The sequence below is a fragment of the Streptomyces novaecaesareae genome, from assembly GCF_000716875.1.
Taxonomy (GTDB): domain Bacteria; phylum Actinomycetota; class Actinomycetes; order Streptomycetales; family Streptomycetaceae; genus Kitasatospora; species Kitasatospora novaecaesareae.
Genome location: NZ_JNWQ01000010.1, coordinates 32272 through 51495, shown reverse-complemented (window position 1 = coordinate 51495; position 19224 = coordinate 32272). Strand labels below are relative to the sequence as shown.

The window sequence follows — 19224 nt, the reverse complement described above, 5'->3', positions numbered from 1 at the left end:
GGTTACTCCCGTCCCATGTCACGGTGGACCAGCACCGTCTCGACTCCGTCGGCGATGAGACGCTTGGTCAGACGCTCGGACATGGCGACGCTGCGGTGCTTGCCACCGGTGCAGCCTACGGCAAGCGTCATGTAACGCTTCCCCTCGCGCCGGTACCCCTCGGTGACGATGCGCAGCAGCTCCGCGTAACCGTCCAGGAACTCGTTGGCTCCGGGCTGCTGGAACACGTACGCGGCGACGTCCGCGTCGGTGCCGGTGCGGGCCCGCAGCTCGGGCACCCAGTGCGGGTTGGGCAGGAAGCGGCAGTCCACCACGAGGTCGGCGTCGACCGGCAGGCCGTACTTGAAGCCGAAGGACATCACGGTGGCGCGCAGCTCGGGTTCGTCGTGGTCGGCGAACTGGGCGTCCAGCTTGGCGCGCAGCTGGTGCACGTTGAGGTTGGAGGTGTCGATCACCAGGTCCGCCTCGCCGCGCAGGTCGCGCAGCAGGTCGCGCTCCTGGGCGATGCCGTCCACGATCCGGCCGTCGGCCTGCAGCGGGTGCGGGCGGCGCACGCTCTCGAAGCGGCGCACCAGCGCCTCGTCGGAGGAGTCCAGGAAGACCACCCGGAGCCGGACGCCGCGCTTCTCCAGCTCGTCCAGCGAGGTGAGCAGGTCGTCGAAGAACTGGCGGCCGCGGACGTCCACGACCACGCCGATCCGGGCGACGTTGCCCTGGGAGCGGGCACCCAGGTCGACCATGGTCGGGATGAGGGCCGGCGGCAGGTTGTCCACCACGAACCAGCCGAGGTCCTCCAGGCACTTGGCGGCGGTGGAGCGGCCGGCTCCGGACATGCCGGAGATGATCACCAGCTCCGGCGCGTTCTCGGCCACGTCTGACACGGTCACTTCGGTTCCCCGCTCTCGGTCTTTCTGCTGGGGAGAACGCGCAGGGCACGGCCGCCCTTCCCCGGCCCGGGCAGGCGGGCGGGGCCGGGGCACACCGGCTGACGGGCGGCGTCGGCCGTCATGGCGTCTCCTGGGATGGTGCGGTCTGGGGTGCTGCTGCCACCGGCTCGTCAGCCCCGTCCTCGATGATCTCGCCGGTCGCGGTGTTGACCGCGGGTGCGGCGGGTGTACGGGACGACAACACCGCCGCAACAGTTTCCGCGGTGCGGCGTCCGATGCCGGGTACCGCGCAGAGCTCGTCCACGGTGGCGGCCCGGAGCTTCTTCAGCGAGCCGAAGTGCTTGAGCAGCGCCTGGCGGCGAGTCTCGCCGAGCCCCGGGACGGAGTCCAGCTCCCCGGCGGTGAGTCGCTTGGAACGCTTGTTGCGCTGATAGCCGATCGCGAAGCGGTGGGCCTCGTCGCGCACCCGCTGGAGCAGGTAGAGGCCCTCGCTGGAGCGGGGCAGCACCACCGGGTCGTCCTCGCCGGGCAGCCAGACCTCCTCCAGGCGCTTGGCCAGGCCGCACAGCGCGACGTCGTCGATGCCGAGTTCGTCCAGGGCGCGCTTGGCGGCGGCGACCTGCGGCTGTCCGCCGTCGACCACGAGCAGTTGGGGCGGGTAGGCGAAGCGCTTGGGGCGGCCCTCCTCGTCCCGGGCCGCGCCGGCCGGGCCGGGCTCGTCCTCCTCGGGGACGGCCCACTCGCCGGTCTGCTCGCGTTCCCGGAGGTAGCGGCGGAAGCGGCGGCTGATCACCTCGTGCATCGAGCGGACGTCGTCCTGGCCCTCGAAGCCCTTGATCTGGAAGCGCCGGTACTCGCTCTTGCGGGCCAGGCCGTCCTCGAAGACGACCATGGAGGCGACCACGTCCTCGCCCTGGAGGTGGGAGATGTCGTAGCACTCGATGCGCAGCGGGACGGAGTCCAACTCCAGCGCGTCGGCGATCTCCTGCAGGGCGCGGCTGCGGGTGGTGAGGTCGGAGGCGCGCTTGGTCTTGTGCAGCGCGAGCGCCTGCTGGGCGTTGCGCTGCACGGTGGCCATCAGGTCCTTCTTGTCGCCGCGCTGCGGGATGCGCAGGTCGACCTGGCTGCCGCGCAGGCCGCCCAGCCACTCCCGCACCGGCTCGACCGGCTCGGGCAGGGCGGGGACGAGCACCTCGCGCGGGACGGACTCGTCGCGTTCGTCCGGGCCGGCGCTGCCGTAGAGCTGCTGGAGGGCGTGCTCGACCAGGCCGGCGGTGTCCACGTCCTCGACCTTGTCGGTGACCCAGCCGCGCTGGCCGCGCACCCGGCCGCCGCGGACGTGGAAGATCTGTACGGCGGCCTCCAGTTCGTCCTCGGCGACGGCCAGCAGGTCGGCGTCGGTGGCGTCGGCGAGCACGATGGCGTTCTTCTCCATCGCGCGCTTGAGGGCGCCGATGTCGTCCCGCAGCCGGGCCGCCTTCTCGTACTCCAGCTCGGCCGCGGCCTCCTGCATCTGCTCTTCCAGCCGGCGCAGGTAGTTGCCGGTGCGCCCGGCCATGAAGTCGCAGAAGTCCTCGGCCAGCTCCCGGTGTTCCTCCGCCGAGACCCTGCCGACGCAGGGGGCGGCGCACTTGCCGATGTAGCCGAGCAGGCAGGGCCGGCCGACCTGCCGGGCGCGCTTGAAGACGCCGTTGGAGCAGGTACGGACGGGGAAGACGCGCAGCAGCAGGTCGACCGTCTCGCGGATCGCCCAGGCGTGCCCGTACGGGCCGAAGTAGCGCACGCCCTTCTTGTGCGCCCCGCGCATCACCTGGACCCGCGGGTACTCCTCGTCGAGGGTGACGGCGAGTTCCGGATAGCTCTTGTCGTCGCGGTACTTGACGTTGAACCGGGGGTCGTACTCCTTGATCCAGGAGTACTCCAGCTGGAGCGCCTCGACCTCGGTGCCGACCACGGTCCACTCCACCGAGGCGGCGGTGGTGACCATGGTCGCGGTGCGCGGGTGCAGGCCGGCGAGGTCCTGGAAGTAGGACGACAGGCGCGGCCGCAGGCTCTTGGCCTTGCCGACGTAGATGACCCGGCCGTGGGCGTCGCGGAACCTGTAGACGCCCGGGGAGGTCGGGATAGCGCCGGGCGCCGGGCGGTAGGTGCTCGGGTCAGCCATGGGTCCACCGTACCGAGTGGGGCAGGGGCAGCGGGGCGGAGATCGACTCGACGGGGGTCAACTGCTTCAGCTCGGGGTCACCTTGAGGTTCCCGCCCTCGACCGTGACGGTGTAGGCGGGGAGCGGGGAGGGGGCCGGGCCGTCCTGCACGGAGCCGTCGGCGATGCCGAACCGGCTGCCGTGGCAGGGGCACTGGATCTGCTGGTTCTTCACCTGGTCCACGATGCAGCCGGCGTGGGTGCACCTGGCGTTGAACGCCTTGTACTGGCCGGCGGTCGGCTGGGTCACCACGATCTTCTGGTCGCGGAACACCTTGCCGCCGCCCTCCGGCACGGCCGAGGCCGGGCCGAGGTCGACCGGGCCCTTGGGGGCGCTGCTGCTGCCGGAGGACGAGGAGGAAGAGGAGGAGCCGCAGCCGGAGACAGCCACGGTGCCGCCGGCCGCCAGGACGGCCGCGGCCCCGCAGAGCAGGGTGCGGCGGGAGGCGGTGGGGCTGGACTCGGGGGCCTCGGACATCGGTGCGCTCCTACGGTTCTGCTGCTGCGGTTCTGCTGCTGCGGGGGACCACGGAAGTCTATGCCGCACGCTCCCGGCCGCTCCGTCCGCTCCCGGGGTTCTGGGCCCGGGAGCGGACGGAGCGGCGGGAGCGGACGGCGCTGCTTCCCCGGCTACTTCTTCGCCGCGGCGGCGCGCTTGCGCGGTGCCGCCTTCTTCGCCGGGGCCTGCTTCGCGGGGGCGGCCGCCGGGGCGTCCGCGAAGTCGCTCGGCAGGATGTCCCGCAGGAACTTGCCGGTGTGGCTCTCCGGGACGGCGGCGATCTGCTCCGGGGTGCCCTCGGCGACTACCGTGCCGCCGCCGGAGCCACCCTCGGGGCCCATGTCGACGACCCAGTCGGCGGTCTTGATCACATCGAGGTTGTGCTCGATGACGATCACCGTGTTGCCCTTGTCGACCAGCCCGCTGAGCACCTTGATCAGCTTGCTGATGTCCTCGAAGTGCAGGCCGGTCGTCGGCTCGTCCAGGACGTAGACCGTCCGCCCGGTGGAGCGCTTCTGCAGCTCGGAGGCGAGCTTGACGCGCTGCGCCTCGCCGCCGGAGAGCGTCGGCGCGGACTGGCCGAGCCGGACGTAGCCGAGGCCGACGTCGTTGAGCGTCCTGAGGTGGCGGGCGATCGCCGGGACGGCCTCGAAGAAGGCCAGCGCCTCCTCGATCGGCATGTCCAGCACCTCGGCGATGGACTTGCCCTTGTAGTGCACCTCCAGCGTCTCCCGGTTGTACCGGGCGCCGTGGCAGACCTCGCACGGCACGTAGACGTCCGGCAGGAAGTTCATCTCGATCTTGATGGTGCCGTCGCCCGAGCAGTTCTCGCAGCGGCCGCCCTTGACGTTGAAGGAGAACCGGCCGGGCAGGTAGCCGCGGACCTTGGCCTCCTGCGTCTCCGCGAAGAGCCGGCGGACGTGGTCGAACACCCCGGTGTAGGTGGCCGGGTTGGAGCGCGGGGTGCGCCCGATCGGCGACTGGTCGACGTGCACGACCTTGTCCACCTGGTCGGTGCCGGTGATCCGGGTGTGCCGGCCGGGCACGCTGCGGGCGCCGTTCAGCTCCCGGGCGAGGTGGGTGTAGAGGATGTCGTTGACCAGCGTCGACTTGCCGGAGCCGGAGACGCCGGTGATCGCGGTGAAGGTGCCGAGCGGGAAGCCGACCGTGACGTCCTTGAGGTTGTGCTCGCGGGCGCCGTGGACGGTCAGCTGGCGCTTCTTGTCCCGCTCGCGGCGGGCGGCCGGGATCGGGATGGCCCGCTTGCCGGAGAGGTACTGGCCGGTCAGCGACTCCTCGTTGCCGAGCAGCTCCTTCAGCGAGCCGGAGTGCACCACCTTGCCGCCGTGCTCACCGGCGCCCGGGCCGATGTCGACCACCCAGTCCGCGGTCTTGATGGTGTCCTCGTCGTGCTCGACCACGATCAGGGTGTTGCCGATGTCGCGCAGCCGCACCAGCGTCTCGATCAGCCGGTGGTTGTCCCGCTGGTGCAGGCCGATGGACGGCTCGTCCAGCACGTACAGCACGCCGACCAGGCCGGAGCCGATCTGGGTGGCCAGCCGGATGCGCTGGGCCTCGCCGCCGGACAGGGTGCCGGCCGCGCGGTCGAGCGAGAGGTAGTCCAGGCCGACGTCGACCAGGAAGCGAAGCCGCTCGTTGACCTCCTTGAGGACCCGCTCGGCGATCTGCTTGTCCCGGGCGTTGAGCTTCATCGCGCCCAGGAACTCGGAGCAGTCGCTGATCGACATCGACGAGACGTCGGCGATCGACTTGTCCTGGACGGTGACCGCGAGCACCACCGGCTTGAGCCGGGTGCCGTGGCACGTCGGGCAGGGCACCTCGCGCATGTAGCCCTCGAAGCGCTCGCGGCTGCTGTCGCTCTCCGCCTCGGTGTGCCGGCGCTGGATGAACGGGACGGCGCCCTCGAAGCCGGTGCTGTACGAGCGCTCGCGGCCGAAGCGGTTGCGGTAGCGGACCTGCACCTGGTGCTTGTGCCCGTACAGCAGCGCCTTCTTGGCGCGGGCGGGCAGCCCGGCCCAGGGGATGTCGGTGCGGAAGCCGAGCTCCTCGGCGAGCGCGTCGATCAGGCGCTGGAAGTACTCCTTGGCGTGCCCGGCCGACCACGGGTGGATCGCGCCCTCGTCCAGCGAGCGCTCGACGTCCGGCACGACCAGCTCCGGGTCGACCTCCATCCGGTTGCCCAGGCCCGAGCAGTCCGGGCAGGCGCCGAACGGCGAGTTGAAGGAGAACGAGCGCGGCTCCAGCTCCTCGAACGACACGTCGTCGTACGGGCAGTAGAGGTGCTCGGAGTACATCCGCTCGCGCTCCGGGTCGTCCTCGGGGAGGTCGACGAAATCGAGCACGACCATGCCGCCCGACAGCCGCAGGGCCGTCTCCACCGAGTCGGTGAGCCGCCGCTTGGCGCTCTCCTTGACGGTCAGGCGGTCGATGACCACCTCGACGGTGTGCTTCTCCTGCTTCTTGAGCTTCGGCGGCTCGGCGAGCTGGATCGTCTCGCCGTCCACCCGGGCGCGGGAGTAGCCCTTGGACTGGAGGTCGGCGAAGAGGTCGACGAACTCGCCCTTGCGCTCGCGCACCACCGGGCTGAGCACCTGGAAGCGGGTGCCCTCGGAGAGCTCCAGCACCTTGTCCACGATCGCCTGCGGCGACTGCTTGGCGATCGGACGGCCGCAGTGCGGGCAGTGCGGCTTGCCGATCCGGGCGAACAGCAGGCGCAGGTAGTCGTAGACCTCGGTGATGGTGCCGACGGTCGAACGGGGGTTGCGGTTGGTCGACTTCTGGTCGATCGAGACGGCCGGGGAGAGGCCCTCGATGAAGTCGACGTCGGGCTTGTCCATCTGCCCGAGGAACTGGCGGGCGTAGGAGGACAGCGACTCGACGTAGCGGCGCTGGCCCTCGGCGAAAATCGTGTCGAAGGCGAGCGAGGACTTGCCGGAGCCGGAGAGGCCCGTGAAGACGATGAGGGAGTCGCGGGGCAGGTCGAGCGAGACGTTCTTGAGGTTGTGCTCGCGAGCACCGCGGACGATGAGGCGGTCGGCCACTGCTTCTGGCGCCTTTCTCCGGGGCGAGAGGGCTTGCGGTGAGATTCGGTACTTCTTCCAGGATGCGGCAGCCAGCCTATAGCTCAGACGTTCGAATATCGACTCTGTCCAGCGGAGATCACCCGAACGAGTGAGGCCCGCCCCGGGACCGTCCGTGCCCGTACCGTGCGCGTACCGAAAAACCCCCTGCTCAGGGCCCGGATTCGGCGATAGCGTCGTCAGGTCAACGAGCGAGGCCCCCCGCGGGCAACGCGCCGCTCCCACCGAAGGCAGATTCGATGACCGACCCGCAGTCCGCCGCCTCCGCCGCCGCCTCCTGGCTGGGCCAGGTCGAGGAGAGCACCCGACGCCTGCTGGAGACCGCCTCCGGGCTGAAGCCCGAGGCCGTCGCCGAGCCCTCCGCGCTCCCCGGCTGGACCCGCGGCCACGTGCTGGCCCACCTCGCCCGCAACGCCGACTCCCTGGTCAACCTGCTCGACGGCGCCCGCACCGGCACCGACATCCCCCAGTACGCCAGCAACGAGGCCCGCGACGCCGACATCGAGCGCGACGCGCCCCGCGCGCTGGAGGTCCACCTCGCCGACCTGCGCGACTCGCACGAGCGCTTCGCCGCGGCCGCCGCGCGGCTGACCGACGAGGGTTGGACGGCGTCGGTCAAGCATCGCACCGGCTACGTCTTCCCGGCCTCCGACATCCCGCACAAGCGCCTGCTGGAGCTGGAGTACCACCACGTCGACCTGGACGGCGGGTACGCCCCGGCGCAGTGGTCGGAGTCCTTCGCGGTGGCCCAGTTCCGTCGCCTCGCCACTGTCCTGAACGGCGACGACGACCTGCCCGCCGTCCGGCTGGTCGCCGACGACACCGAGGACCGCGCCCTGATCGGCGCCGCCTCGGCCGGGACCGGCCCGACCGTCGAGGGCCCCGTCCGCGCCCTCGCCGCCTGGCTCTCCGGCCGCTCCGACGGCGCCGACCTGCGCCGCACCCCCGACACCGAGCTCCCCCAGCTTCCCCCCATGGGCTGACGGCGCGAGGATGATCCTGAACCCTGTAGCCGGACGAGGAGCAGTGGCATGACCTACCACGGAGCGGTCAAGGTCGGCGGACCGCCGGACGTGCGCGAGCTGGCCCACCTGATCATCACCAAGGTGGCCGTCGGCCCGTACGACAACAACGCCTACCTGCTGCGCTGCCGGGCCACCGACGAGCAGCTGCTGATCGACGCCGCCGCCGACGCCCCGGTGCTGCTGGAGACCGTGGGCGACGACCTCGAAACGGTGGTCACCACCCACCGGCACCACGACCACTGGGGCGCGCTCGCCGAGGTGGTCGCGGTGACGGGCGCCCGCACCGCCGCCGGCGAGCACGACGCCGAGGGCATCGAGGTGCCCACCGAGCTGCTGCTCGCGGACGGTGCCACGCTGCGGGTCGGCGACGTCGAGCTGACCGTCCGGCACCTGGTCGGGCACACCCCGGGCGCCATCGTGCTGGTCTACGACGACCCGCAGGGCCACCCGCACGTCTTCACCGGCGACTGCCTCTTCCCGGGCGGCGTCGGCAACACCTGGGGGGATCCGGAGGCCTTCCGGACGCTCTTCCGGGACGTCAACGAGAAGATCTTCGACGCCCTCCCGGACGAGGCCTGGGTCTACCCCGGCCACGGCAACGACACCACCCTCGGCGCCGAACGCCCCCACCTCGACGAGTGGCGCGAGCGCGGCTGGTGACCATCGCCGGGCCGGTCGGCTCCTGCCGGAGCCGACCGGCCCGGATCAACGCTCGCCCGCCGAGAGGTGCCGAGCGCACGCACACGTCGGCTCCATGCAGAGACACACCACGACGGCGGCCCTGGACACCTCCCGGATACCGCCGGGACAGGCCCAATGCGCATCGAGCTGGCACTCGGCGCTGACGTAGCACCCGGCCCTGCCCACGTCGAAGCGGATCACGATGCCGGTCGGCGAGTCCGACCGGCGGGCGGCAGCGGTCATGACCAGGCCCCCACATCGATCATGTTGAAGTCCTCCAGTTCGACCCAGACGATGACCTCACCCGTGGCGTCGGTGGAGCCCCACTCACAGCCCGACCGAAGGATTTCGAGCACCTCTGTCCACTGCGTGGACGAGGTGTCGGCCGGAGCGGCCGTTGAGAGCCGGACACGACCGGCCTTCCCCTTGGTGACTCGCACGGGAGCCCCAGCGGCTTGACCTAGAGAGGCCTTGAGCAGGCTTGTGCGCATGCTGATCTGCACCGACGTTCCCCTTATCGGCACGGTGAAATCGTATCGATAGAGTAGCGCCGTGAGCGTTACGGTGTCAGCCGCAACGCACCTTTCGGAGCGAGGAGGCCGAGGCGTGAGCGACACACCCTCTTACCTGCACGTCGCGGACGCCCTGCGCGGCCACATCACCTCCCGACGGCTTCGGCCAGGCGATCGAATGCCGTCCATCAGTGCACTTCAGCGCGAACACGGCGTCTCGACCGGCGTGGTCCAGCGGGCCTACGCCGTGCTGATCGACGAAGGACTCGTACTCGCGCGCCCGGGCGCCGGCTACTACGTCAAGTCCCAGGAGCCACCGGCCGTCCTGGTGCGGCGCCAGCGTGTGGCACCCGGCGACGGCTCCCCCACCGAGGCCGTCCTCGCCCGCCAAGGCGTGGTCGGCACCTGGCGGCACGAGTCGCAGCCTCGTGCCGCCGATACACGAATCGCGGCCCGACTGGAGATCCAGCCCGGCGATCCGGTGATGCACACCAGCTACGTCTACCTGGCCGACGGGGATCCGGCTCAGCTCGCCGAGAGCTGGGAGCCCATGGCGATCACCGGCGGCAGCCTGATCGTCCTGCCGGAGGCCGGTCCGCACGCCGGTATCGGCGTCGCCGACCGAATGGCCCTCATCGGCATCGAGGTCGGTGTCCCGGTCGAGCGAGTCTCAGCCCGTCAGGCCAGCCGTTCCGAGGCCCAAGCCCTCGGCGTCGCGCCCGCCGTGCCCGTCATGACGATCGAGCGCACCTACTACGACCAAGCCACCGGCCGCCCGGTCGAGACCGCCGACATCGTGCTACTCGGCTCGCGATGGGTCGCCGAGTACGGCCGCCGCCCACAGAGCTGAGCCCCGCCGCCGGATGACACATCCGGCGGCGGGGCCCCAAGCTTTCCTATTTCGTTCAGACGCCGAGCTTCTGCGGCTCGCGCTCGGCCTCGGCGGCCTTCTTCGAGGCCCGCAGGCTGGTGAAGGTGGTGACGGCCAGCACCACCACGATGAAGCCGAGGGAGACCGGGATGCCGATCTCCGGGGCCCAGGTCGCCCCGGCCTCGTGGGCGGCGTGCAGCACCAGCTTCACGCCGATGAAGCCGAGGATCACCGACAGGCCGTAGCTCAGGTGGACCAGCTTCTTCAGCAGGCCGCCGATCAGGAAGTACAGCTGGCGCAGGCCCATCAGGGCGAAGGCGTTGGCGGTGAAGACGATGTACGGGTCCTGGGTGAGGCCGAAGATGGCCGGGATCGAGTCCAGGGCGAACAGGACGTCGGTGGTGCCGATCGCCAGCATGACGATCAGCATCGGGGTCATCAGCCGGCGGCCGTTCTCCCGGACGAACAGCTTGGTGCCGTGGTACTTGTCGGTCGACGGGAAGCGCTGCTCGATCGACTTGAGCAGGCGGTTCTCCTCGAACTCTTCGTCTTCCTCGTCGGCCCGGGCCTCCTTGATCAGCTTCCACGCCGTCCAGACCAGGAAGGCGCCGAAGATGAAGAACACCCAGGAGAACTGGGCGACCAGCGCGGCGCCGCCGGCGATGAACACCGCCCGGAGCACCAGCGCGATGATCACACCGAACATCAGCACGCGCTGCTGGTAGATCCTGGGCACCGCGAACTTGCCCATGATCAGGATGAACACGAAGAGGTTGTCGACGCTGAGCGACTTCTCGGTGATGTACCCGGCGAAGAACTCACCCGCCGGCTGCCCGCCGGAGTGCCACCAGAGGAACCCGCCGAAGATCAGCGCCAGCACGACCCAGACACCCGTCCAGATCCCGGCCTCCTTGATCGAGACCTCGTGCGGCTTGCGGCCACCGATGAAGAAGTCCGCGACGACCAGTGCGATCAGCACACCGATCGTGGTGACCCACATGGTTATGGAAACGTCCACTACTGCTCCTCCGGCAGGTAGGCGAGACAGTCATCGTCACTGCCGGAGGTCTCTTCCGCCCATCGGGCCAGCGCCCCGGGGTGCCACGACGGGCACCCGTGATGACGGGGTCGGCTGTCGAGGAATACTCCCCTCCGCTGCCATCGAGAGTAACAGGGAAGGCAAAGAAAGGTAAAGAAGGTAAAGAACCGTCAGGGGTCAGGGACTCAGAGGAACGGCTCGATCGCCGGCAGCAGGTCCTGGAAGGTCCGCCCCTTGGCCGGAGCGCCGATCGCCTGCATCTCCCAGCCGCCGTCGCCGTCCCGGACCACCTTGGCCATGATCTGCCCGGTGTGCGGCCCGCCGCCCGCGAGCTCGTAACGGGCCAGCTCCAGCCCCGTCGTCTCGTCCACCAGCCGGCAGTGCGCCCGCTGCACCTCGGCGAAGGTCTGCCCGGTGTACGAGCTCACCGTGAACACCACCTGGGTGATGTGGGCCGGCACGTGCAGCAGGTCGACCAGGATCGCCTCGTCGTCCTCGCTCCCCGAGCCGCCCTCCAGGTTGTCCCCGGTGTGCCGGACGGACCCGTCGTTGCTCTCCAGGTGCTGGAAGAACACCACGTCGGACGGGGTCCGCTCGGCGTACAGCAGCGCCGAGGCGTCCAGGTCGATCGTCCTGGTGCGGCTGCCGAACAGGCCCCGCTTGGGTGCGGCCTGCCAGCCGAGGCCCATCCGGACCACGGTCAGGGCGCTGCCCGGCCCCTTCTGGAGGCTGACCCGCTGCCCCTTGGCAAGGTTGACCGACACGACGTTGTCCTCTCTGCCGGCCGTGCGGTCGCTGCCGCCCGGCTCCCCGGTGGAACACCCCGTCGCCGTCCCCCGGCTGAGGCCCCCTCTGCTACGGCCCGCGCCCGTCCCGTGAGCACGATGCCGCAGGCCAGCCTAGGCCCTGCGGCACCCCGGCCTCCCCAGGGTTTCCCCGTTTGTGGCAAGCCTGAGACACCGCCGGGCTTGACCGGTGCCATCCGGCGGCTCGATCAGGCCACACCCGCCTCGCGCATCTGCCGCAGCTCCTTCTTCAGCTCCTTGACCTCGTCGCGCAGCCGGGCCGCGACCTCGAACTGCAGATCGGCGGCGGCCGTGTGCATCCGGTCGGTCATCTCCTGGATCAGGCCCGCCAGCTCGGCCGCCGGCAGGGACTTGCCGGGCTTGCGGTCCGCCCCCAGCGCCGGCACCGGGGCCTTGCCCTTCCCCTGGCCGCGGTAGCCGGTGGAGAGCAGCTCGTCCGTGTCCACGTCCTCGCGGGCGAGGGTGTCCAGGATGTCGCCGATCTTCTTCCGCAGCGGCTGCGGGTCGATCCCGTGCTCCTTGTTGTAGGCCTGCTGCACGGCCCGGCGGCGGTTCGTCTCGTCGATCGCCTTCTCCATCGAGGGGGTGATCCGGTCCGCGTACATGTGCACCTGGCCGGAGACGTTTCGGGCCGCACGGCCGATCGTCTGGATCAGCGAGGTGCCGGAGCGCAGGAAGCCCTCCTTGTCCGCGTCCAGGATCGCCACCAGCGACACCTCGGGCAGGTCCAGGCCCTCGCGCAGCAGGTTGATGCCGACCAGCACGTCGTACCGGCCCGCCCGCAGCTCCCGCAGCAGCTCCACCCGGCGCAGGGTGTCCACGTCGCTGTGCAGGTACCGGACCCTGATGTCCAGGCCGAGCATGTAGTCGGTGAGGTCCTCGGCCATCTTCTTGGTCAGCGTGGTGACCAGGACGCGCTCGTCCCGCTCGACCCGCTTGCGGACCTCGTGCACCAGGTCGTCGATCTGGCCCTCGGTCGGCTTGACGATCACCTCGGGGTCGATCAGGCCGGTCGGGCGGATGATCTGCTCGACCTGGCCGTCACCGCGCGACAGCTCGTACGGGCCCGGCGTCGCCGACAGGTACACCGTCTGGCCGATCCGCTCCAGGAACTCCTCCCACTTCAGCGGGCGGTTGTCCATCGCGGACGGCAGCCGGAAACCGTGCTCGACCAGCGTGCGCTTGCGCGAGGCGTCGCCCTCGTACATCGCGCCGATCTGCGGGACGGTGACGTGCGACTCGTCGATCACCAGGAGGAAGTCCTCCGGGAAGTAGTCGAGCAGGGTGTTCGGCGGGGAGCCGGGCTCGCGGCCGTCGAAGTGCATCGAGTAGTTCTCGACGCCCGAGCAGGTGCCGATCTGGCGCAGCATCTCGATGTCGTAGGTGGTGCGCATCCGCAGCCGCTGGGCCTCCAGCAGCTTGCCCTGCTTCTCCATCCTGGCGAGCGTCACCTCCAGCTCCTTCTCGATGCCGGTGATCGCGCGCTCCATGCGCTCGGGGCCGGCGACGTAGTGCGAGGCGGGGAAGACGTAGATCGACTCGTCCTGGCTGATGATCTCGCCGGTGAGCGGGTGCAGGGTGTACAGCGCCTCGATCTCGTCGCCGAACATCTCGATCCGGACGGCCAGCTCCTCGTAGACCGGGAAGATCTCGATGGTGTCGCCGCGCACCCGGAAGGTGCCGCGGGTGAAGGCGACGTCGTTGCGGGCGTACTGGATGTCCACGAAGCGGCGCAGCAGCACGTCCCGGTCGATCTCCTCGCCGACCTTGAGCTGCACCATCCGGTCCACGTACTCCTGCGGGGTGCCGAGGCCGTAGATGCAGGAGACGGAGGCGACCACGATCACGTCCCGGCGGGTGAGCAGCGAGTTGGTCGCCGAGTGCCGCAGCCGCTCGACCTCCTCGTTGATCGAGGAGTCCTTCTCGATGTAGGTGTCCGTCTGCGGGACGTACGCCTCCGGTTGGTAGTAGTCGTAGTACGAGACGAAGTACTCGACCGCGTTGTTCGGCAGCAGCTCGCGGAACTCGTTCGCCAGCTGCGCGGCCAGCGTCTTGTTCGGCGCCATCACCAGGGTGGGCCGCTGCAGCTTCTCGATCATCCAGGCCGTGGTGGCCGACTTCCCGGTGCCGGTGGCACCGAGCAGCACGACGTCCTTCTCCCCTCCCCTGATCCGCCGCTCCAGCTCGGCGATCGCCGCCGGCTGGTCACCGTTCGGTTGGAAGGGACTGACGACCTCGAAGGGCGCCACGGACCGCTCAATACTCGTGATGGGACGCACCACTCAACCGTACGACCCGCCACTGACAACCGGGATCCGTTCGGTCAGGCCGCGTGCGCCTCGAACCTTATGGCGGGCTCGCGGGCGGGGTCGATGCGGACCACCGAGTCGAAGGCCGCGGCGAGACGTTCGATCAGCGGCAGGGTCGGATCGACGCCGCTCTCCTCGATGCTCTCGACCGTCGCCTCGTCCAGCCCTGCCCGCTCGGCGAGCTGCGCCGGGCTCCAGCCGAGAGCCGAGCGGCGGGCGTACACGGCCTCCGCCAGCGCCATCCGCCGCCCGGCCGCCCGGTACTCCTCGCTCTCGCGGTGCTCCGGCGGCACGACCCACCGCGTGTGATAGCCGCTGCTCACCGCTGCTCCTCCCGGTCGTACACCTCGTGGTCGGCGGCGGGCAGATGCTCGGCCTCGCACACCTTCGGGGCTCGCCGTGCCCGCTCGACCTGGTCCGTCTCGCGGTTCCTAGTCTTGCGGAAGACAGTCAGCAGCACAGCCCCTCCGCCCGGGTGCGAGCCAGTACGTGATCCGCACCGGCCCGACCCGCAGCTCCCGCAGCCCGCTGCCGAGGTGGCTGGAGAGCGGGAACGGCAGGAGCTCACCCTCCTCGGCCAGTCGGTCTGCCGCACGCTCGACCGCACGGTACTCGGGGAGCGAGCACTGCTGAAGCCACTCGCGTACCTCGGGTTCGATCCCGATCGAGTAGCCCGCTCCGGGCCCGCCACCGGCCATGCGCCACCCTTCGCTCCGCGAGGGAACAACGCCCGGCCGGGACGGAGGTCACGGGTTCAGCCCCGGCCGCAGAAGACGCAGGCCGGGTACCAGGGCAGGGGGGGTCAGGACGCGGTGGCGGACGCAGGAGGCGGCCATCGCCTCGGCGGGGTCGGCGGGAGGGGCGGGGGCGGGGCGGGCGTGCTCGACCATCAGGCGGAAGGTGCGCAGGTAGCCCTCGGCGTACGGGGGGTCGTAGCCCAGTTCGTCCCAGCGGTGCCGGGTGAGCGCCAGGTCGACGACGGCCAGCGCGAAGGCCCGGTTGCGCTCCGGGTCGGCGCCCCAGTCCAGCTCGTCCAGGTCGAGGCCGACCACGCCGCGGCCCATCAGGTTCTGGTCCTGCCGGGCCAGCTCGGCGGCGAAGACGTGGTGCCAGTCCTCCCGGGCCAGGGCGGTGACCGCGAGCATCAGGACCTCGACCAGCACCTCGGTGGCGCCGTTGCGCAGGTCCAGCTCGTGGCCGCCGCCCCTGAAGGAGTTCACCCCTGCTTGGCGCTGTCGCGGGCGAGGGCGACGAGGCGGGAGACGGCGCGCAGGTACTTCTTGCGGTAGCCGCCGCGGAGCATGTCCTCCGGGAAGACCCGGTCGAAGGGGATCCCGGAGGCGGTGATGGGGAGCTCGCGGTCGTACATGCGGTCGGCGAGGACGACCAGGCGCAGGGCGGTGGACTGGTCCTCGACCTGGCGCACGCCGCGCAGGCAGACGGCGGTGACGTCGTCCAGCAGGGCGCCGTAGCGGCTGGGGTGGACGGCGGCGAGGTGCGCCAGCAGGGCGTCGAAGTCGTCCAGGGAGGCGCCGGAGGTACGGGCGGCGGCGGCTTCGACGGCCTCGTCGGCGTACGGCGGCGGGGCGTCGGGCAGGCCGCGGTGGCGGTAGTCCTGGCCGTCGATCCGCAGCGGGCGGAAGTGCGCGGACAGGCCCTGGATCTCGCGCAGGAAGTCGGCGGCGGCGAAGCGGCCCTCGCCGAGCTTCTCGGGGAGGGTGTTCGAGGTGGCGCAGAGCTTGACGCCGGCGTCGACTAGGCGGCCGAGCAGGGTGGAGACCAGTACGGTGTCGCCCGGGTCGTCCAGCTCGAACTCGTCGATGCAGAGCAGCGTGTGCCCGGAGAGGGTCTGCACGGCCTGCTGGAAGCCGAGCGCGCCGACCAGGTTGGTCAGCTCGACGAAGGTGCCGAAGGCCTTGGGGCCGGGGGCGGCGTGCCAGAGCGAGGCGAGCAGGTGGGTCTTGCCGACGCCGTAGCCGCCGTCGAGGTAGACCCCGGCCGGGCCGGTGGGCGCGGGGGCGGAGCGGCGGAACCAGCTGCGCTTGGGCGCCGAACCGTTTCCTCCGGCGAGGGTGGCCGCGAACTGCTCCAGGACCTGGACGGCCTCGTACTGGCTGGGCTGGCTCTGGTCCGGGATGTACGACCCGAAGCTCACGCCGGCGAACCGGGGCGGCGGGACCATCTCGGCGACGAGCCGCTCGGCGGGCACGACGGGGCGGCGGTCGGTGAGCGCGATCGGGGAGCCGGCCGCGCTCGCGTCGGCTATGGACTCGGTCGCGGTGGCGGGGCGTGAGGCTACGGGCACGGTAGTAGAGGGTACGCCTGGTCCCGGCCGTCTTCGAACCGCCTCCGAGCCGTCTCCGGACCGCCTCCGGATCCGCCTCCGGGCGGCCCGCGGTGGAACACTGAGGACATGCAACTGTTGATCAGCCCGCTGGGTGAGCCGGTCGCCGATCCGGCCGCACTGGACTCGCTCGCCGCCCTGTACGCGTACCCCGAACAGGTGAATCGGGGCCGCCCCTGGCTGCGCGCCAACATGGTGGCGGGCCTGGACGGCGGGGCGAGGCTCGACGGTCTGTCCGAAGGGCTCTCCAGCGACGCCGACAAGCGGATCTTCGGGGTGCTGCGCGCGCTGGCGGACGTGGTGCTGGTGGGCGCGGAGACGGTCCGCGCGGAGGGCTACCGGCCGGGCCGGGCCCGCAAGGAGTTCGCCGCGGCCCGGGCGGCGGCCGGCCAGGCGCCGGCCCCGGCGATCGCCGTGGTGACCCGCTCGCTGCAGCTGGACCTGACCGCGCCGCTGTTCACGGAACCGCTGGTCAGGACGGTGGTGATCACCACCGAGGACGCACCCGAGGAGCGCCGCCGGGCGGTCGCCGAGGTGGCCGACCTGGTGCTCGCCGGCACCGGCGCGGTGGACCTGCGGGCGGCCGTGGCCGCGCTGGCCGAACGGGGCTGGACCCGGCTGCTGTCCGAGGGCGGCCCGCGCCTGCTGGGGCAGCTCGCGGCGGCCGACCTGCTGGACGAGCTGTGCCTGTCCCTGGCCCCGCTGCTCACCGGCGGCGACGCGCCGCGCATCCTCCACGATGCGCAAATGCCGGACGTGCAGCGGATGCGGCTGGTCTCATTGATCGAGCAGAAAGGATTCCTCTTCACCCGCTACCTGCGTCACCTGGGTTCGGAATGACCCCGTGACTCCCCGATCGTGATCCCGTTATGCGATGCCGGGGCCCGGGGGCCGGCCACTGGAAGGGACTCACGTGTTCAAGACGGTACTGATGATCGAAAAGGCTCTCTCCGACGCGGACGTGGAACTCGTCACCACGCTCCACAGCGACGAGAAGGTCTCCTTCGTCGTCCTGATGCAACCGCGCGGCAAGCAGGACGAGCTGCTGCGGGCGCTGGACGACGTCGCCCTCGGCCACCTCGACAAGGTGGTGCACGAGCACGACGAGTCCGAGAGCGGACCCACCGTGGCCACCGAGTCGCTCGAACACAGCCTGCGCCACCTGCGCACGGCCGGGGCCGAGGCGGTGGGCGAGCTGGTCGAGGAGAAGCCGCTGGAACGCCTGCGCGAGGCGGTGGAGCAGCACCAGGCGGACGAGGTGGTGGTGCTCACCTCACCGCACTTCGTTGAGGAGTTCTTCCATCGGGACTGGGCCTCCCAGGCCCGGCACAAGGTGGGGGTCCCGGTGCTGCGGCTGTTCGCCAGCGACTCCTAGGGCCGGAGACCGGCCCCGGCTCCGCGCGCCGGTGGTGCAGAATCGTCCTTGCGGTCCGCCCGCGAGGACGATTCCCGCGTCGACACGTGCCCCCCGCGTCGACACGCCACGGAACCGTCCGCCCGACCTGTCTGCCCCCGCCCGTACGGAGCCACGCCTTGAACGACGCCGCGCACGACCTGCACGCCCCGCACTTCATCGGCATCGGCGGCGCCGGGATGTCCGGCCTGGCGAAGATCCTCGCAGTGCGCGGTGCCAGTGTCTCCGGCAGCGACTCCAAGGAGTCCGAGACCGTCCTCGCGCTGCGCGCCCTCGGCGCCACCGTGCACGTCGGCCACGCCGCCGAGCACGTGCCGGACGGCACCAGCAGCGTGGTCGTCTCCAGCGCGATCCGCGCCGACAACCCGGAGCTGGCCGCGGCCCGTGAGCGCGGCATCCCGGTCGTGCACCGCTCCGACGCGCTGGCCGCGCTGATGGGCGGCCGCCGCGCCCTCGCGGTGGCCGGCACCCACGGCAAGACCACCACCACCAGCATGCTGGCCGTCGCCCTCGGCGAGCTCGGCCTGGACCCGTCCTACGCGATCGGCGGCGACCTCGACGCGCCCGGCTCCAACGCCCACCACGGCACCGGCGAGATCTTCGTCGCCGAGGCCGACGAGAGCGACCGCAGCTTCCACAAGTACGCGCCCGAGGTGGCGATCGTGCTCAACGTGGAGCTGGACCACCACGCCAACTACGCCTCGATCGACGAGATCCACGAGTCCTTCGAGACCTTCGTCGGCCGGATCGTCCCCGGCGGCACCCTGGTGGTCTCGGCCGACCACGACGGCGCCCGCGAGCTGACCTCCCGGGTGGCCGGCCGCGAGGGCCTGAACGTGGTCACCGTCGGCGCCGCCGAGGACGCCGACGTCCGGGTGCTCTCGGTGGCGCCCCGCGGCATGACCAGCGAGGTCACCGTCGTCCTGGACGGCACCGAGCTGATCTTCACCGTCTCGGTGCCCGGCCGGCACTACGCCCACAACGCCGTCGCCGCGCTGGCCGCCGGCGTCGCGCTGGGCGTCCCGGCCGCCGACCTGGCCAAGGCGCTCGGCGCCTACACCGGCGTGCGCCGCCGCCTGCAGCTCAAGGGCGAGGCCGCCGGGGTCCAGGTGATCGACTCCTACGCCCACCACCCGACCGAGATGACCGCCGACCTGGAGGCGATCCGGGAGGCCACCGAGGGCCGGGTGCTGGTCGTCTTCCAGCCGCACCTGTTCAGCCGCACCCAGCAGCTCGCCGAGGAGATGGGCCAGGCCCTGGCGCTCGCGGACGCCTCGGTGGTGCTGGACATCTACCCGGCCCGCGAGGACCCGATCCCGGGCGTCACCAGCGAGCTGATCATCGACGCCGCCCGCCGGGCCGGCGCCGAGGTCACCGCCGAGCACTCCTTCGCCGCCGCCCCCGCCCTGCTGGCCGGCCTCGCCCGCCCGGGCGACCTGCTGCTCACCATGGGCGCGGGGGACGTCACCAACCTGGGGCCCGAAATTCTGGAGCACCTCGCGAACGTTGCCACCAACGTCTGAACGTCCGTCCA

Annotated in this window: 19 protein-coding genes; 6 read left to right on the top strand and 13 right to left on the bottom strand. The window is 71.1% G+C overall.

Features of this window, described 5'->3' with window-relative positions; genetic code table 11:
- Positions 1 to 2 precede the first annotated feature (2 nt).
- The 4 genes from rapZ to uvrA form a co-directional block, all read right to left on the bottom strand.
- Entirely contained in the window at positions 3 to 887 is an 885-nt protein-coding gene (gene rapZ, locus OP86_RS05825) for an RNase adapter RapZ (protein ID WP_234434829.1), read from the bottom strand.
- 118 nt (positions 888 to 1005) lie between these two features.
- On the bottom strand, positions 1006 to 3051 hold the full coding sequence (gene uvrC, locus OP86_RS05820; protein ID WP_033331104.1) for an excinuclease ABC subunit UvrC: 2046 nt from the start codon (positions 3049 to 3051) through the stop codon (positions 1006 to 1008).
- Between the two features lie 66 nt (positions 3052 to 3117).
- Positions 3118 to 3567: a Rieske (2Fe-2S) protein gene (locus OP86_RS05815; RefSeq protein WP_030055974.1), complete on the bottom strand. Its 450-nt coding sequence runs from the start codon at positions 3565 to 3567 to the stop codon at positions 3118 to 3120.
- A 152-nt stretch (positions 3568 to 3719) separates the two neighbouring features.
- Positions 3720 to 6650 (bottom strand): excinuclease ABC subunit UvrA, encoded by a 2931-nt coding sequence (gene uvrA / locus OP86_RS05810; protein ID WP_030055975.1) that lies wholly within the window; start codon positions 6648 to 6650, stop codon positions 3720 to 3722.
- A gap of 278 nt (positions 6651 to 6928) precedes the next feature.
- Here uvrA and OP86_RS05805 point away from each other — a divergent pair, with 278 nt between their 5' ends.
- Positions 6929 to 7672, top strand: coding sequence for a maleylpyruvate isomerase family mycothiol-dependent enzyme (locus OP86_RS05805; RefSeq protein WP_051829724.1), 744 nt, complete (start codon positions 6929 to 6931; stop codon positions 7670 to 7672).
- 48 nt (positions 7673 to 7720) lie between these two features.
- Positions 7721 to 8374: an MBL fold metallo-hydrolase gene (locus OP86_RS05800; RefSeq protein ID WP_030055977.1), complete on the top strand. Its 654-nt coding sequence runs from the start codon at positions 7721 to 7723 to the stop codon at positions 8372 to 8374.
- A 260-nt stretch (positions 8375 to 8634) separates the two neighbouring features.
- On the opposite strand, the gene OP86_RS05790 is transcribed toward OP86_RS05800, so the two are convergent.
- Positions 8635 to 8898 carry a hypothetical protein gene (locus tag OP86_RS05790; RefSeq protein ID WP_030055979.1) on the bottom strand — a complete coding sequence of 88 codons (264 nt, stop codon included), beginning with the start codon at positions 8896 to 8898 and terminating at the stop codon, positions 8635 to 8637.
- A 103-nt stretch (positions 8899 to 9001) separates the two neighbouring features.
- Here OP86_RS05790 and OP86_RS05785 point away from each other — a divergent pair, with 103 nt between their 5' ends.
- Positions 9002 to 9757: a GntR family transcriptional regulator gene (locus OP86_RS05785; RefSeq protein WP_030055980.1), complete on the top strand. Its 756-nt coding sequence runs from the start codon at positions 9002 to 9004 to the stop codon at positions 9755 to 9757.
- Positions 9758 to 9812: 55 nt separating this feature from the next.
- Here the strand turns inward: OP86_RS05785 and OP86_RS05780 are convergent, their stop codons facing one another.
- From OP86_RS05780 to zapE, 8 genes are all read right to left on the bottom strand, one after another.
- Complete coding sequence (locus OP86_RS05780) at positions 9813 to 10796, bottom strand: TerC family protein (RefSeq protein ID WP_030055981.1); 984 nt, start codon at positions 10794 to 10796, stop codon at positions 9813 to 9815.
- Between the two features lie 206 nt (positions 10797 to 11002).
- A complete protein-coding gene (locus tag OP86_RS05775; protein WP_030055982.1) occupies positions 11003 to 11581 on the bottom strand; it encodes a TerD family protein in 579 nt (192 codons plus the stop codon).
- A 230-nt stretch (positions 11582 to 11811) separates the two neighbouring features.
- Positions 11812 to 13902 (bottom strand): excinuclease ABC subunit UvrB, encoded by a 2091-nt coding sequence (gene uvrB, locus OP86_RS05770; protein WP_030055983.1) that lies wholly within the window; start codon positions 13900 to 13902, stop codon positions 11812 to 11814.
- 44 nt (positions 13903 to 13946) lie between these two features.
- A complete protein-coding gene (locus OP86_RS05765; protein ID WP_030256049.1) occupies positions 13947 to 14255 on the bottom strand; it encodes a helix-turn-helix domain-containing protein in 309 nt (102 codons plus the stop codon).
- Positions 14252 to 14392, bottom strand: a complete 141-nt coding sequence (locus OP86_RS39120) for a hypothetical protein (protein WP_418952588.1) — start codon at positions 14390 to 14392, stop codon at positions 14252 to 14254. The genes OP86_RS05765 and OP86_RS39120 overlap by 4 nt, the downstream gene beginning before the upstream one ends.
- Positions 14364 to 14630 carry a type II toxin-antitoxin system RelE/ParE family toxin gene (locus OP86_RS32775; protein ID WP_418952587.1) on the bottom strand — a complete coding sequence of 89 codons (267 nt, stop codon included), beginning with the start codon at positions 14628 to 14630 and terminating at the stop codon, positions 14364 to 14366. Before OP86_RS32775 ends, OP86_RS39120 begins: the two co-directional genes overlap by 29 nt.
- Positions 14631 to 14678: 48 nt before the next feature.
- On the bottom strand, positions 14679 to 15152 hold the full coding sequence (locus OP86_RS32770) for a hypothetical protein (RefSeq protein ID WP_063832304.1): 474 nt from the start codon (positions 15150 to 15152) through the stop codon (positions 14679 to 14681).
- A complete protein-coding gene (gene zapE, locus OP86_RS05750; RefSeq protein WP_063836515.1) occupies positions 15149 to 16198 on the bottom strand; it encodes a cell division protein ZapE in 1050 nt (349 codons plus the stop codon). The genes OP86_RS32770 and zapE overlap by 4 nt, the downstream gene beginning before the upstream one ends.
- 147 nt (positions 16199 to 16345) lie before the next feature.
- Here zapE and OP86_RS05745 point away from each other — a divergent pair, with 147 nt between their 5' ends.
- From OP86_RS05745 to murC, 3 genes are all read left to right on the top strand, one after another.
- The gene (locus OP86_RS05745; RefSeq protein ID WP_030256043.1) at positions 16346 to 17116 is read left to right on the top strand and encodes a pyrimidine reductase family protein; all 771 of its coding nucleotides are present in this window, start codon (positions 16346 to 16348) and stop codon (positions 17114 to 17116) included.
- Between the two features lie 73 nt (positions 17117 to 17189).
- The gene (locus tag OP86_RS05740) at positions 17190 to 17651 is read left to right on the top strand and encodes a hypothetical protein (protein WP_030055986.1); all 462 of its coding nucleotides are present in this window, start codon (positions 17190 to 17192) and stop codon (positions 17649 to 17651) included.
- 179 nt (positions 17652 to 17830) lie between these two features.
- Positions 17831 to 19213 (top strand): UDP-N-acetylmuramate--L-alanine ligase, encoded by a 1383-nt coding sequence (murC, locus tag OP86_RS05735; RefSeq protein ID WP_033331123.1) that lies wholly within the window; start codon positions 17831 to 17833, stop codon positions 19211 to 19213.
- Positions 19214 to 19224: the final 11 nt, after the last annotated feature.

What these genes read in the sequence shown, in the direction of transcription:
- OP86_RS05815 (WP_030055974.1), bottom strand. Translation starts at nt 3,567, where the DNA reads ATGTCCGAGGCCCCCGAGTCCAGCCCCACCGCCTCCCGCCGCACCCTG.
- uvrC (WP_033331104.1), bottom strand. Translation starts at nt 3,051, where the DNA reads ATGGCTGACCCGAGCACCTACCGCCCGGCGCCCGGCGCTATCCCGACC.
- OP86_RS05800 (WP_030055977.1), top strand. Translation starts at nt 7,721, where the DNA reads ATGACCTACCACGGAGCGGTCAAGGTCGGCGGACCGCCGGACGTGCGC.
- OP86_RS05745 (WP_030256043.1), top strand. Translation starts at nt 16,346, where the DNA reads ATGCAACTGTTGATCAGCCCGCTGGGTGAGCCGGTCGCCGATCCGGCC.
- OP86_RS32775 (WP_418952587.1), bottom strand. Translation starts at nt 14,630, where the DNA reads ATGGCCGGTGGCGGGCCCGGAGCGGGCTACTCGATCGGGATCGAACCC.
- OP86_RS05805 (WP_051829724.1), top strand. Translation starts at nt 6,929, where the DNA reads ATGACCGACCCGCAGTCCGCCGCCTCCGCCGCCGCCTCCTGGCTGGGC.